This is a genomic window from Streptococcus sp. P25B114, assembly GCF_053010325.1.
In genome coordinates this window covers 43,119-57,597 of the sequence record NZ_JBRKNW010000014.1, presented here as the reverse complement: position 1 = coordinate 57,597, position 14,479 = coordinate 43,119, and the positions used below count along the sequence as shown (strand labels likewise).

14 protein-coding genes are annotated in these 14,479 nt (G+C 43.0%); 5 read left to right on the top strand and 9 right to left on the bottom strand.

Translation table 11 applies throughout. The features are described 5' to 3' along the window. Nucleotides 1-58 precede the first annotated feature (58 nt). The 4 genes from vga(F) to yycF form a co-directional block, all read right to left on the bottom strand. On the bottom strand, nt 59-1,444 hold the full coding sequence (vga(F), locus tag ACVC7T_RS07960; RefSeq protein ID WP_447262757.1) for an ABC-F type ribosomal protection protein Vga(F): 1,386 nt from the start codon (nt 1,442-1,444) through the stop codon (nt 59-61). A 256-nt stretch (nt 1,445-1,700) separates the two neighbouring features. Continuing rightward, nucleotides 1,701-2,504 carry an MBL fold metallo-hydrolase gene (locus ACVC7T_RS07955; protein WP_105122703.1) on the bottom strand — a complete coding sequence of 268 codons (804 nt, stop codon included), beginning with the start codon at nt 2,502-2,504 and terminating at the stop codon, nt 1,701-1,703. Nucleotides 2,505-2,509: 5 nt separating this feature from the next. Then, a complete protein-coding gene (vicK, locus tag ACVC7T_RS07950; protein ID WP_172095089.1) occupies nt 2,510-3,859 on the bottom strand; it encodes a cell wall metabolism sensor histidine kinase VicK in 1,350 nt (449 codons plus the stop codon). Next, nucleotides 3,852-4,556: a response regulator YycF gene (yycF, locus tag ACVC7T_RS07945; protein ID WP_105110793.1), complete on the bottom strand. Its 705-nt coding sequence runs from the start codon at nt 4,554-4,556 to the stop codon at nt 3,852-3,854. Before yycF ends, vicK begins: the two co-directional genes overlap by 8 nt. A gap of 191 nt (nt 4,557-4,747) precedes the next feature. On the opposite strand from yycF, the gene ACVC7T_RS07940 reads away from it, so the two are divergent. The 4 genes from ACVC7T_RS07940 (at nt 4,748) to ACVC7T_RS07925 (ending at nt 8,037) form a co-directional block, all read left to right on the top strand. After that, nucleotides 4,748-5,509 carry an amino acid ABC transporter ATP-binding protein gene (locus tag ACVC7T_RS07940; protein ID WP_105110792.1) on the top strand — a complete coding sequence of 254 codons (762 nt, stop codon included), beginning with the start codon at nt 4,748-4,750 and terminating at the stop codon, nt 5,507-5,509. Nucleotides 5,510-5,518: 9 nt separating this feature from the next. Next, complete coding sequence (locus ACVC7T_RS07935) at nt 5,519-6,358, top strand: transporter substrate-binding domain-containing protein (protein ID WP_105160165.1); 840 nt, start codon at nt 5,519-5,521, stop codon at nt 6,356-6,358. A gap of 309 nt (nt 6,359-6,667) precedes the next feature. Beyond that, nucleotides 6,668-7,366: an amino acid ABC transporter permease gene (locus tag ACVC7T_RS07930; RefSeq protein ID WP_105110790.1), complete on the top strand. Its 699-nt coding sequence runs from the start codon at nt 6,668-6,670 to the stop codon at nt 7,364-7,366. An 11-nt stretch (nt 7,367-7,377) separates the two neighbouring features. Next, nucleotides 7,378-8,037: an amino acid ABC transporter permease gene (locus tag ACVC7T_RS07925; protein WP_105110789.1), complete on the top strand. Its 660-nt coding sequence runs from the start codon at nt 7,378-7,380 to the stop codon at nt 8,035-8,037. A gap of 46 nt (nt 8,038-8,083) precedes the next feature. Here ACVC7T_RS07925 and ACVC7T_RS07920 read toward each other — a convergent pair whose 3' ends face one another. The 3 genes from ACVC7T_RS07920 to ACVC7T_RS07910 form a co-directional block, all read right to left on the bottom strand. Next, the gene (locus ACVC7T_RS07920) at nt 8,084-8,935 is read right to left on the bottom strand and encodes a hypothetical protein (RefSeq protein ID WP_153056039.1); all 852 of its coding nucleotides are present in this window, start codon (nt 8,933-8,935) and stop codon (nt 8,084-8,086) included. Nucleotides 8,936-9,111: 176 nt separating this feature from the next. After that, a complete protein-coding gene (locus tag ACVC7T_RS07915; protein ID WP_447262756.1) occupies nt 9,112-10,158 on the bottom strand; it encodes a zinc-binding dehydrogenase in 1,047 nt (348 codons plus the stop codon). 21 nt (nt 10,159-10,179) lie between these two features. Beyond that, a complete protein-coding gene (locus tag ACVC7T_RS07910) occupies nt 10,180-10,731 on the bottom strand; it encodes a DapH/DapD/GlmU-related protein (protein ID WP_394719786.1) in 552 nt (183 codons plus the stop codon). Between the two features lie 282 nt (nt 10,732-11,013). On the opposite strand from ACVC7T_RS07910, the gene ACVC7T_RS07905 reads away from it, so the two are divergent. Further along, complete coding sequence (locus ACVC7T_RS07905) at nt 11,014-11,775, top strand: LysR family transcriptional regulator (protein ID WP_447262755.1); 762 nt, start codon at nt 11,014-11,016, stop codon at nt 11,773-11,775. A 104-nt stretch (nt 11,776-11,879) separates the two neighbouring features. On the opposite strand, the gene thrS is transcribed toward ACVC7T_RS07905, so the two are convergent. Further along, nucleotides 11,880-13,832, bottom strand: a complete 1,953-nt coding sequence (thrS, locus tag ACVC7T_RS07900; RefSeq protein ID WP_447262754.1) for a threonine--tRNA ligase — start codon at nt 13,830-13,832, stop codon at nt 11,880-11,882. Nucleotides 13,833-13,987: 155 nt separating this feature from the next. After that, nucleotides 13,988-14,305, bottom strand: coding sequence for a MazG-like protein (locus ACVC7T_RS07895; RefSeq protein ID WP_447262753.1), 318 nt, complete (start codon nt 14,303-14,305; stop codon nt 13,988-13,990). Between the last annotated feature and the right edge of the window lie 174 nt (nt 14,306-14,479).

Genomic DNA, 14,479 nt, shown 5'->3' with positions numbered 1-14,479 from the left:
TATACCACAGGCGAAAAATATTTTTGAAACCCAACTGTCGATTCAAATAATATTTTCTCTATAAACGTTCAACAAGCTGACAATTCTCAACCAGCCATTTTCTTTGGACAACACTCTCAACAAACCGCTGATCATGAGAAATCAAGAGCACACTTCCCTGGTATTCTTGCAAAAATTTCTCCAGAGCTTCTATGGCTGTAATATCCAGATAGTTTGTTGGCTCATCTACTATCAAAAGATTGGCATCTGATAACAAGACCTTAGCCAAAGAAAGTCGAACACGTTCACCACCAGACAGATTTGCTACCTTCTGCTGGGCTTTATTGTAAGAGAGTCCCAACATGCCCAATAAATTGAGAACCGTTACCCTATCTTGAAGCGATGTCGAGCTAGCATTCACAAAGGCTGTTTCTTCTTCATTGAGACTTGTCAAATCCTGGGAGAAATAAGCAATTTTTAATTTTGGATTGTAGTAACCTTCTAATTCTTTTGAAATCAGTTTCCGAACAAAGCTTGTTTTGCCAGAACCATTTGACCCAACCAAAGCTAGTTTATCCCCAAAAGTCATACCAAGCTGAGGAAAATCAAATAAATACTTTTCCCCAATCCACAGCTGTCCATCCTGCAAGCGAAAGAGACTGTGAAGACCAGTATCCAAGGCACCTTTCGTTTCCATCTTTACCCACGCTTCCTTTCTAGGTTGTTCAACCTTTTCCAAACGCTCCATCCGTTTTTCCAAATGCTTGGCAGTCTTGGCCATAGACTTGGCTTGACTGTCATAGGAACCCATCATGGCTTTAACCTTCCACTCGGACGATGAAACACCTTTCTTTCTCTTCTCCATCTTATGTGCCTTTGCCTGACGCTCTTGCTGGGCTTTTTTTAGTTGAGCGACTTTTTTCTGATAGGCTTCATAGGCCTGTTGCTGTTCTTCTCGCCTAGCTCGGCGACTTTCTACAAACGCCTCGTAATTCCCAGGATAAACCTGAATAGTTCCTTCTTCCAAATGCCAAATGTGACTGGCTATTTGATTGAGAAAATGCCGATCATGACTGACAACCAGTAGACTGCCACGATAGCGTTTGATTTGTTTGATTAGCTTTTCCTGGTGTTCTTGATCCAGATTGGCAGTCGGTTCATCCATGATTAACAACTGCGGTCTTTGGGCAAAAGCCTCTTGAATAGACTTCCAAACCTGTTCCCCACCTGAAAGCGAGCTCCTCTCCTGTAACTGGGGTACATAGGCCCAGTCTGTTTTTACCTCAATCTGACCAGCAAAATCCCTATCCAGTCCTAGTAAGATTTTCAAAAACGTGGACTTGCCAACACCGTTATGTCCAACCAGACCAACCTTCTGACCAGCTTGCAGGCTCAACTGCTTGATTGTAAACAAACTTCGTCCCGCAAATTCCTTCTCTAATTGAATACATTTTATCATTTCCATATAGACCTCTTTTCTTCACAAAAAGGGCTTCTATTCTTCAAAAAATGACACAAGAAAAAAGCCATGCAAAACATGACCTTTCCCTATGGAAAAGTCACACGAATAGTAAGCCCTTATGAGCAATCTTATCCCTTGTATTCTCGGTTAATATAACCTCACTACAATTTTTAAGAACGACTAATAAGTAGCTTAATTATTCATGTAACTTCACCTCACGTATTTTATAAATTTATTTTAACAAAGTTCAATGAATTTGTCAAATCTTGGTCAAAGGAGTTGCTGTATCTGGCGATGTGTCATAGACTTGAAAATCCACTCCAACCCCTAAATCAGCCTGCGCCAACTGATTAACCATGGTCATATGGGCCAATTCCTTGATATTATTTTCCTTTGACAAATGCCCGAGGTAAATCTTTTTAGTTCGATTTCCCAGCGAGCGAATCATGGCATCAGCACCGTCTTCGTTACAAAGATGGCCCTTATCTGACAAAATCCGTTGTTTGAGGTTCCAAGAGTAAGAACCCGAACGTAAGATTTCGACATCATGATTGGATTCGATCAAATAAGCATCAGCATTGGCTACAATCCCTGCCATTCGATCGCTAACATAACCAGTATCCGTCAGCATGACAAAGGACTTGTCATCCTTCATAAAGCGATAAAATTGCGGACAGGCTGCATCATGGCTAACTCCAAAGGACTCAATATCTAGGTCGCCAAAAGTCTTCATAGCACCCAATTCGAAGATATGTTTTTGAGCCACATCAATCTTGCCCAATTTGCTGTCCATAGCCTGCCAGGTCTGCTCATTGGCATAAATGTCCATACCGTATTTGCGGGCCAGAACACCGATTCCATGGATATGGTCGCTGTGCTCATGGGTCACCAAAATGGCATCAATATCATCTGGCTTGCGGTCGATTTCTGCCAAGAGACTGGTAATTTTCTTACCAGAAAGCCCCGCATCCACCAAAATTCGTTTCTTAGGCGTCTCCAAATAAAAACAATTGCCGCTGGAGCCAGACGCCAAAATACTATATTTAAAACCTACTTCCGTCATAACTCCTATTCTTCCTCAAGAGTGTCATCCCACTCATCCATAGCAATTTCCTTACTGTATGGCAAGACAATAGTAAAGGTCGAGCCGTGTCCATATTCTGACTTAGCCCAAATAAAACCCTTATGCTGTTTCACAATTTCCTTGGCAATGGCTAAGCCCAGACCTGTCCCCCCTTGGGACCGCGAACGTGCCTTGTCCACCCGGTAAAATCGGTCAAAAATCTTAGGCAAATCAGCCTTGGGAATTCCCAGCCCTTGGTCAGAGATGGAGACAATCAGCTGACTGTCCGTGGTCTTCATACTGAAAGTGATTTTTCCCCCATCCGGCGAATACTTGATTGCATTATTCAGGATATTGTCCAAAACCTGGGTCATCTTGTCCGTATCAATTTCTATCCAAATCGGACTAATCTGATAGTCTCGCACAATCGAATAAATCTTCTCAGAATCTGAATTTTTCATCTGATCAAAACGGTTGAGAATAAAGGTGACAAAGGCCGTGAAGTTAATCAATTCTAGATTCAACTCACCGACTTGATTGTCAAAACGTGACAGGCTCAGGAGATCTGTAATCATCCTCATCATGCGGTTGGTCTCATCTAGAGAAACCTTGACAAAGCTTGGAGCCACCGTTTCTGTGATAGCACCCTCGTCCAAGGCTTCTAGATAAGACTTGACAGATGTTAGAGGCGTCCGCAACTCGTGGCTAACATTAGATACAAAGAGCCGCCGCTCCCGCTCTTCCTTGGCCTGCTCAGTCATATCATGCAGGACAATAACCAGACCAGAAATCAAGCCACTTTCGCTCCGAATGGTCGCAAAATTTGCCCGAAGTGTCAGAAATTCCTGGTTTTCATTGGTGTGCTCAAGCACAATTTCCGGTGTCTGAGCCAGCAATTCACGAAAACTGTATTCCTCCTGGAGGTCCAAAACATCCAAGATATCTGATTGCGTCGCCTCCTGTACGCTCAGACCTAATTGTTTCTGGGCCATGTCGTTAATCATAATGATGCGCCCCATTCGATCGGTTGCCACAACACCATCACTCATATAAGACAAAATGGAACTGAGGCGTGTTTTTTCCTGTTCCAAATTATCATGCGTCAGACGAATCATTTCAGACAAATCGTTCAAGGAGTTGGTCATATCCGTAATTTCCGGACTACCTCTTAGATCCAGAACATCCGCATAATCCCCTTCTATGAGCGACTTAACACGTTCATTTAATTGTTTAATCTGCTTATTGTCCCGGTAATTCTCAATCAAGAGAACTGTAATGGCAATCACAAAGCCAATACTGATGACAATAAACCAGAATTCCGAGGTCGTTATCAGGTAACGCAGTTGATTAATCATTGGATTTTATAAAGTACCCGACGCCACGGCGGGTCAAGATGTATTCAGGTCGGCTTGGAATGTCTTCGATTTTCTCACGCAAACGACGAACCGTCACGTCTACCGTCCGGACATCACCAAAGTAATCATAGCCCCAAACTGTTTCCAGCAAGTGCTCGCGGGTCATGACTTGACCAATGTGTTGGGCCAGATGATAGAGCAGCTCGAACTCCCGGTGGGTCAATTCCAATTCCTTACCATGTTTTTTGGCAACAAAGGCATCGGGCAAAATCACCAGGTCTCCGATGACCAATTCCGCCTTGCCAGCCACTACAGGAATAGACTGGGTCTCTGTCAACTCGCTCCGGCGAAGCAGAGCCTTGACGCGGGCCTGCAATTCACGGTTAGAGAAAGGCTTGGTCACATAATCGTCCGCTCCAATTTCCAAGCCAATAACCTTGTCAAATTCGCTATCCTTGGCAGACAACATAATAATGGGCACATTGCTGGTTTTGCGAATGTTACGGGCCACTTCCAAACCATCCAACTCTGGCAACATCAAATCCAGAATGACAATGTCCGGAAACTCCGCTTCAAATACTTCTAAGGCCTCGCGACCATCAAAAGCTGTCACGACCTCATAGCCCTCACGGGTCATGTTAAATTTAATAATATCCGAGATGGGTCTCTCATCATCTACAACTAGAATTTTTTTCATATTACTTATACCTTTTATTTATTTCTTCTATTATATCATAACTTATCTGGAAAATTCATGTTTAAAATCTATCTCGCTATTTTATGTTATATTTTCTAACATGTTGAAATCTTAAATTGTCAGAATATACTTGACATTTAATCTTTGCAATGATATGATGCTTAGTATCGCATTAGATAAAGGAGATTCTCATGTCATTAGTATCGTTTAAGAATGTTAATAAATATTACGGCGACTACCACGCCCTACGCAATATCAACTTAGAATTTGAACCAGGTCAGGTTGTTGTACTCCTCGGCCCTTCTGGTTCTGGAAAATCCACATTGATTCGTACCATCAATGGACTGGAGTCTGTAGAAGACGGTGAATTGGTGGTACACGGCCACACCGTATCTGGTTCATCTACCAAGGAACTAGTTGCTCTCCGCAAAGAGGTCGGCATGGTTTTCCAACATTTCAACCTCTATCCTCATAAGACAGTCCTAGAAAATGTTACCCTAGCCCCTATCAAGGTTTTGGGCATTGACAAGGCAGAAGCAGAGAAGACTGCGCAGAAATACCTAGAATTTGTAAACCTCTGGGACCGCAAGAACTCTTATCCAGCTATGCTTTCTGGTGGACAGAAGCAGCGTGTGGCTATCGCCCGTGGACTGGCTATGCACCCAGAACTCCTGCTCTTTGATGAGCCAACTTCTGCCCTTGACCCTGAAACCATCGGTGATGTTCTTGCAGTTATGCAAAAATTGGCCCGCGACGGCATGAACATGATTGTTGTAACCCACGAAATGGGCTTTGCCCGTGAGGTGGCTGACCGTATCATCTTCATGGCAGAAGGCGAGGTTTTGGTGGATACGACCGACGTCAATGGCTTCTTCGACAATCCAACAGAACCACGCGCCAAGCAGTTCCTCAGCAAGATTATCAATCACGAATCAGATAAGGTTAAGATCTAGGAGGTGCCTATGGATACAAAGAAAATCAATTTATTTTTCGCCATTCGGATGCTCTTGATTGGTGTGGTCCTCCTCTTTGCTTTCAGTCAAACCAAGGTGCAGACTGAAACTCCTGCTCAAGCTGTCAGCAGCGACCAGGTCCAGGCTATCATTGACCGTGGTGTTCTCCGTGTCGGCGTCAAACAAGACGTACCAAACTTTGGTTTTAAAAATCCAGACACTGGCGAATTTGAAGGAATGGAAATTGACATTGCCCGCAAAATTGCACAAGAACTGGGCGTAGATATCGAATTTACACCAGTTACAGCACAGACCCGTGGTCCACTTCTAGACAACGAGCAGGTCGACATGGTCATCGCGACTTTCACCATCACGGAAGAACGCAAACTCCTCTATAACTTTACCAGCCCTTACTATACAGACGCTGTCGGCTTCCTGGTTAATAAGGATTCTGGTATCAAGACCTTCAAGGATTTGGACGGTAAGAACATCGGGGTTGCCCAAGGCTCTATCACACGAAAACTAATTTCTGATTTAGCTGATAAGCACGGCATTTCCGTAACCTTCGCAGAATTGGGTTCTTATCCTGAACTCTCTGTTTCTCTCCGTGCCCATCGCACAGATGCCTTCTCAGTAGACCAGTCTATCCTGTCAGGCTATATCAGTTCCCAGTCTGAGCTCATGGACTTCAGCTTCTCAGCGTCAGACTACGGCATTGTGACTAAATTATCCAATAAAGACCTTAATGATTACTTAAACGGTCTCATCGAAACATGGACAGCGGATGGCAGTCTACAGGCTATCTACGATGCCAACGGACTCAAACCTGTCACTGAAACAGATGAATAGGGAGCGGGAAAGAACTCGACTAAGGAAAAGAGGATTCGTCTGAACTCTCGAGTTTCTGGGTTCAGGCTAAAACGGACTATTCCCAGACCGTTTTACTCCCTCCCCCGCACAGCTCCAAGGTTCGGGGAACCTTTGGAGGTTGGAAATTGAACGAACACAGTTCATATCATTCGTTAGGGCTGGTTCGGAGCGTAAAACGCGAACGAAACTGCCAATCAACCACTGCGCTGAGATGTTGACTCGAACCACAGTAAGTGAGCCGAGACTCACATCCAACCACCTACTACTACACACTAGAAAGGAACGGTTATGTTTGTTTTTGCAACTAGCCCCTATGCTTGGGAAAACTGGCTGAGCTACTTCAATGATTTTCCAGTCTTTTTCCAAGGCTTCCTCTTTACCCTAGCTATTTCTATCGGTGCCTTTATCACGGCCATGCTGCTAGGAATTCTCTTCGGTAGCCTATCATCCAGCAAGAAAAAATCACTCAAATTGTTGGCCCGTATTTATGTTGAATACTACCAAAACACACCACTCTTGGTGCAATTCATGATTGTCTATTACGGTCTGCCCTTGATTTCCAACTATGTGCTCATGCCATCTATCTATTGGACAGCGGTTATCTGTGTCGGGCTTTACCACGGTGCCTATATTGCCGAAGTTATCCGTGCAGGTATCGAGGCAGTACCGACTGGTCAGACTGAGGCTGCCCTATCTCAAGGCTTTACTGCCAGCGAGACTATGCGCATCATCATCTTGCCACAGGCTATCCCAACCATTCTTCCACCATTAACCAACCAAGTGGTTAACTTGATTAAAAATACGGCCACGGTCGCTATTATCTCTGGTGCAGACATCATGTTCATGACCAAGTCCTGGTCTGCCATGAATACCAACTACATTCCAGCCTTTGCAGGCGCGGCCTTTCTCTACTTTATCATGTGTTTCCCCGTTGCTAGCTGGGGACGCCGGATTGAAGAGAAAAACAAGGCTGCCTTCAGTCATTAAGGAGGTCTATGATGAATACTATTTCAGAACTTCTCAAACCATCGACCTTCCAATTGCTCTGGTCTGGTTTGCAGCTAACTCTCTACATTTCAAGCATCTCTGTGGTCCTATCTGTCCTCTTCGGAATGATTTTGGCTATCATGCGAAATGGAAAAAATCCACTCTTCAAGTGGATTGCAACAATCTATATCGAATTTGTCCGTAACGTACCCAACCTGCTCTGGATTTTCACTGTTTTCTTGGTATTTCAGATGAAATCAACGCCAGCTGGTATTACAGCCTTTACCATTTTCACGACCGCTGCTATGGCAGAAATCATCCGCGGTGGTCTCAATGCCATTGGTCCAGGTCAAACAGAGGCTGGTTTGGCGCAAGGATTCACACCTGTCCAGATTATGATTTATATCATCATGCCACAGGCTATTCGCAAGATGTTGCCAGCCATCATTTCACAAATCGTAACGGTCATCAAGGACACCAGTTTCCTCTATTCCGTTATTGCCCTCCAGGAACTCTTTGGCTCCAGCCAAATCCTCATGGGACGCTACTTTGAGGCCGAGCAGGTCTTTGCTCTCTATCTCATGGTTGCCCTCATCTACTTCCTCATCAACTTCGCCATTTCCAGCCTATCACGCTACGTGGCTAAGTCTTGGGCAAGCAGTATTGAATAAACGTTCCTCCCAGCCAGATGGTTGGGATTTTTTGTGTTTGTTACAACTATTTTAAGAATGAATGATGATGATCTTTTACCTTGATTGTTACGAAAAAACTTGTCGACTGCACTCCAGGTCTACGAAAACCAATTCTATAGGTTCCGTCTTCCACATTAGAATAGTCAAATGTTTCGACTTTCTGTTTTAAATCAGCTAGTAATTTATCTTCCTCTACTAAGTCGTTTTCTAAACCAAGGTCCTTCTTATTAAAAAATTCAACTTCGATTACCGCCATTTCTTCCTCCATGAGCCAGTCTAAATTAATATCATAAAAACCTGCAAAAGCCCGACCATTATAGCGATTTTCCTCTACCTTTTCATAAAACTTTATCAGTTTTTCATCCTGAGTTTCAAGCCTACCATCCACTTCAAACAAAGTGAAATCTTTTTCTTCCATCAATTTAAATATCTGCTGTGCCTGATTCAGTAAATATTTACCTCTCGGCTGATGCCACATAGCTTGGTCAACGATACCATCAAATTGATACAACATTCCACTTGGACTATCATCAAAATAGGCCGTCATATTTAGTAGTCCGTTTAATGCCTCCTGTCCTTCAATTCGGTTATTGACCAAAGTATCAGAGGATTGAAGTGTAATTGACTGACCATCTATAACCTCAGTATAATCATACTCTAAAACATCCCATGGGTTACCAATGGCAATAGGACGAAATTTTGTCAACTCCACCTTACCAGTGAAACCATATGACTCCATACCCTGTTCTAGCATCATCTGATACGATATCAATTCCTCTCGACTAGCCACTTTGGGACTAAAGAGCAGCAATAGACAAAGCAACAGAATGCCAAAGAAACCAATAATTCCTAATAAAAGACCTACAATAAACTTCATTATCCTTTTCATTTAAGCACCTCTTTCCTTGACTATTATACCAAAAAAGAAGTCCTTTCGGACTTCGCTGATTTACAAAATCATTCTGCTAGTTGATAGAAAGTGACTATGTTAAAGGACAAAATAGTGCTGATAATATTCCAGATTTCTGAGCGAATGAATTTATGAGATTACGGTTACTCAGAAACAATCAACATAGATTTAATCACTTTACGGTCCGCCATATCTTGATAGGCTTGGTTAATTTCACTGAAATCATAGGTATTTGTGAAAACTTTACCAGGGTTAATCCTTCCATCCAAGACGGCTTCGAGTAATTCATTTTTGACATAGGTAGTGACCGATGCTGAACCACCGCCGAAGGAAATATTCTGTGCAAACGTCGAGCCAATCGGACGGTTATTGTAGTGAGGGATACCAACATAGCCGATACGACCGCCATTATGAAGGACCCCCAGTGCCTGTTCAATAGAAGATTCTGTACCAACGCACTCAAGGGCAGCATCCGCTCCTCCACCTAAAATTTCACGCACCTTTGCAATACCTTCCTCACCACGTTCAGCAACAACAGCAGTTGCACCCAGTTGAAGGGCTAATTTCTGACGATCTTCATAACGGCTCATCATAATGATTTGAGATGCACCTCGCATTTTAGCAGCAATAACGGCACATTGACCGACAGCGCCATCTCCAATCACAACGACCCTGTCGCCTTGTTTCACTTGTGCTACCCTCGCAGCATGATATCCTGTAGGCATGACATCTGCCAAGGCCAGTAAAGACTTCAGCAGATCTTCTGAGTAATCAGATGGCTGACCAGGTACTTTAATTAGTGCCCAGTTCGCATAGTGAAAACGTAGGTATTCTGCCTGGTAACCGTTTCCCCAGTTGGTCGGAGCTACATGATTATCACAAGTGCCGTCAAATCCAGCACGGCAGGCATCGCATTCACCACAACCATGCGTAAAGGGTACAATGACAAAATCTCCGGGATGAATATCTGTCACTTCGGGACCAACTTCTTCAACAATACCAAGTGCCTCGTGTCCAGAATTGACAGAATGACCTTCTTTACCATCCCCATGTGAGTATGACCAGAGGTCCGAACCACAAACACAGGCACGGACAATTTTTAAAATGGCATCATCCGGTGCTTGAATCGTTGGTTTATTAACCTCTTCGATAATCATTGACCCAGCTTTTTCAAAAATAGCAGTTTTCAATTTAATATTTCCTTCCAAAAATTAATGATTTGTATTTATAATTTTAGCAGGAACACCTGCAACAGTTGTATTATCAGGTACATCCTTTGTCACAACACTTCCAGCACCTACTATAGCATTTTCACCAACCGTCACCCCTGGTAATATAGTTGCTCCCGCACCAATCCAGGCATTGTTCTTAATATGGACGGATTTCAAAATTAAGCCCCGTCGCTGTGATGATTCTTGAGGGTGATTAACTGAGATAATCATAGCACGAGGACCAATCAAGACCTTGTCCTCAATAACAATCCCACCTAAATCTGTCATCATCACATCCGTATTAATAAAAACTTCCTTACCAATGGAAATATGGCGTCCGAAATCCGTTCGGAAAGGCAATGCAATTGACGTTGTATCATCCAACTTCTTACACATGATTTTTTCCAGCAAGTCACGCTTACTCGCTTCGCTTTGGACTTCTGTATTCAATTTTTCTATAAGCGGTAAGGTTTCAGCAGTAATTTCGTGAATAAGTTCATAAACAATGTCTCCTTTTTTAATGATTTCTCCTGTTTCAATGAACGATTTAATTTCTTGATGCATACTTCATACCTTATTTTAGTTACTATTTCCTTTCTGTTTTTTTTTAGATATTTTATTACAAACACAACCCATAATCAAATACTTGTTTTATGTTCTATGTATGCCTATAAGGCATGTGTTGTGGTATAATAATTCTAAAAAACACTAGGAGATAGCAATGGATATCCGTGTTCTTAATTACTTTGTCACAATCGTACAAACCAAATCTATATCTAATGCCGCCAAGGCCTGCATATCACACAGCCAACCCTTTCTCGACAAATTCGAGACTTGGAAACAGAATTAGAAACTCAGCTTTTCGATCGTGGTAGCCGAGAAATTCAGATAACCGAAGACGGGCGTTACCTTTACAATCGTGCCATAGAAATTCTATCCTTAGTCAATAAAACAGAAAATAACATCCGTAGAAACGATGGTATTTCGGGTGAACTTAGTATTGGAGCCGCGGAAAGCCAATCTCTGGATATCATGGCACGAGCCGTTAAAAAATTGACCACTACCTATCCAGAAGTTAAAGTACACATTCTTAGTGGTAACTCTGACTATGTACAAGAATATTTAGACCAAGGCAATATTGATATCGGTATAACCTTTGGTTCTTTTGATGAAAGTAAATATAATCACTTACCTCTTCCAAATGGAGATTCTTGGGGGATACTTGTTCCAAAAAATCATCCCTTAGCTACTCTTCAGACCCCAAAACTTCATGATATCATCAAATATCCACTGATAGTATCTGCTCAAGCCAATATCACCTTTGAAGAACTAGATAAAGTTGGTGATTATCGCATTGTTGCAACTTATAATCTTCTATATAATGCTGCCCTTCTTGTCAAAGCAGGTGTTGGTGTTGCACTTTGCTTGAACGGCATTGTCTTGACTGATGAATATAGCCAACTAAAATTTATAAAATTACAAGAAGGTAACCATGACCCTCTACAAGTTCTCTGGAAAAAACAAAATAATCAATCCCGGGTCGCCAATAAGTTTTTAAAAATTTTAAAAGAGATTTCTGAAACGAATGTCCAGTAAAATGACAATCAGCTTTCTAAAGAAATCTAGTCTATTCTATTTTGACAACTTGGGAGTTTTTCGCTGTCAAAAAAGAAGCCCTTTCGGACTTCTCCTTATAATTATTATTCAGCAGCTTCAGCTGGACGTGATTTGCGGGCAATATCTGCTAGGATATGGTCGACAAATTCTGCAACAGTTTGAGTTTGGGTCGCCTTACTTCCGTAGCGACGCACGTTGACTGCGTTGTCTTCTATTTCCTTGTCACCGACGATAAGTTGGTATGGAATCTTGCTAGTCTGGCTCTGACGAATCTTGTATTGCATCTTCTCGTTACGCTCATCCACATGTACACGAACACCACGGTCTTGCAATTCTTTGGCAACCTTCCAAGCGTAGTCCAAATGAGCTTCCACAGAAATCGGAATCAAGGTCACTTGAGTTGGAGCCAACCAAGTTGGGAAGGCACCCTTGTAGGTTTCAATCAAGATAGCCGTGAAGCGTTCCATAGTCGAGATAACACCACGGTGAATCATGACTGGGCGGTGCTCCTCACCATCAGCACCGATATAAGTCAAACCAAAGCGTTCTGGCAAGAGGAAGTCCAACTGAATGGTTGACAGGGTTTCTTCGTTACCAAGGGCCGTTTTCACTTGGATATCCAATTTCGGACCGTAGAAGGCAGCTTCACCCTCTGCTTCAAAGTAGTCCACGCCCATTTCATCCATGGCCCCCTTCAGCATACGTTGGGCATTTTCCCACATCTCATCGTTATCGTAGTACTTCTCTTTATCCTCTGGATCACGATAAGACAGGCGGAAACGATAGTCGTTTAGGTTGAAATCTGCGTACACATCGATAATCAACTGGAGAGCTTTTTTGAACTCTTCTTGGATTTGCTCAGGTGTGACGAAGATATGACCGTCGTTAAGCGTCATCTCACGTACACGCTGCAAACCAGTCAATGCACCAGATTTCTCATAGCGGTGCATCATACCAAGCTCGGCGATACGCACAGGCAACTCACGGTAGGAACGAACATGGTTTTTGTAAACTTGAATGTGGTGCGGGCAGTTCATCGGACGAAGCACAAACTCCTCACCGTCCCCCATGTCCATAGTTGGGAACATATCTTCTGAATAATGCTCCCAGTGACCCGAAGTCTTATATAGTTCGACAGAAGCCAATGGTGGTGTGTAAACGTGCTGGTAACCTGAAGCCAATTCCTTGTCTGTGATATAACGCTCCAAGGTACGACGGATAGTTGCACCATTTGGCAACCAGAATGGCAAACCTTGGCCAACTTCTTGACTGATCATGAAGAGATCTAATTCCTTACCAAGTTTACGGTGGTCACGTTCTTTGGCTTCTTCACGCATTTGAAGGTAAGCCTTGAGGTCTTTCTTGTCAAACCAAGCTGTACCATAGACCCGTTGCATCATTGGATTTTCGCTCTTACCACGCCAGTAAGCACCAGCCACATTGAGCAATTCAAAAATCTGGATACGACCTGTTGACGGAACGTGTGGGCCACGGCAAAGGTCAACGTATTCACCCTGGGTATAGATAGTCAAACCACCCTCGTCATCAGAGTGTTCTTGAATGAGTTCCAACTTGTATGGATCGTTTTTGAAAATCTCAAGAGCTTCTTCCTTAGTCACTTCACGGCGTTCAGAAGGGAAGTTTTCCTTGACAATCTTCATCATTTCTTCCTGAATGCGTGGCAGATCTTCATTTGAAATCTGACCAGCCACATTGTCCGTGTCATAGTAGAAACCGTCCTGAATAGCTGGACCAACGCCCAACTTGATGTCTGGGAAAAGGCGACGAGCCGCTTGGGCAAATAAGTGGGCAGCTGAGTGACGCAAGATGTCCAAAGCATCTTCATGATCAGGTGTTACGATTTCAAGCGTCCCATCCTCTTCAATGGCACGAGTAGTATCAATCAATTTACCATTGAACTTACCAGCAAGCGCCTTTTTCGCCAAAGACTTGCTGATGCTCTCCGCAATTTCAAAAGTTGTCACACCAGCTTGGTACTCACGAACAGCACCATCTGGGAAAGTAATTTTAATCATAATATAAGATATAAAGGGCGTTAAGCGGACACAGACAAAATAGGAAACAGAACGACGACGCAAGCGTCTAGTTCTCGTTTATCTTTTTGGCCCAGTCCGTAGCCCGTATTCAGTTCAACCAAATACGGAGACCCTAGTCCTTTCTATTTTTTTATTTATTTTTTAATCCCCAATAACTCTTCTTTTTGAGCTAAAAAGGTTTCCATTTCTTTTTGAATATCAATATCCAGGCGGTCAGCTAATTCGATTAACCACCAGATATTTTCAGCCATTTTATGCTCCAAGCTATAGGGCGTTTCATCATAGTAACGACCCTGCTTGGTCATAATTAGACGGTTCATGTTGCCAATATCATTGGTCAAGGCCAAGAGGTCCTCTTCAATAGACCATTCTTTGTCATGGTGCTTGAGTTCCAACTCTCTATAGGCTCTTCGCACATCTTGGCACCGTTTTAATAAGTCATCAGGTAGCATAACTACTCCTCCAAAAGAAAATACGACGCCCTCGCAAAAGGACGTCGTAACGTGGTTCCACCTTCATTCATCACCAGCTCAAAAAAACTGATGACCTCAGAATGGCGATAAGGGAACCACCCTTTTATGTTTGCATAAAATCATACCGAGTAGTGTCCATCCTATCCTCTATGC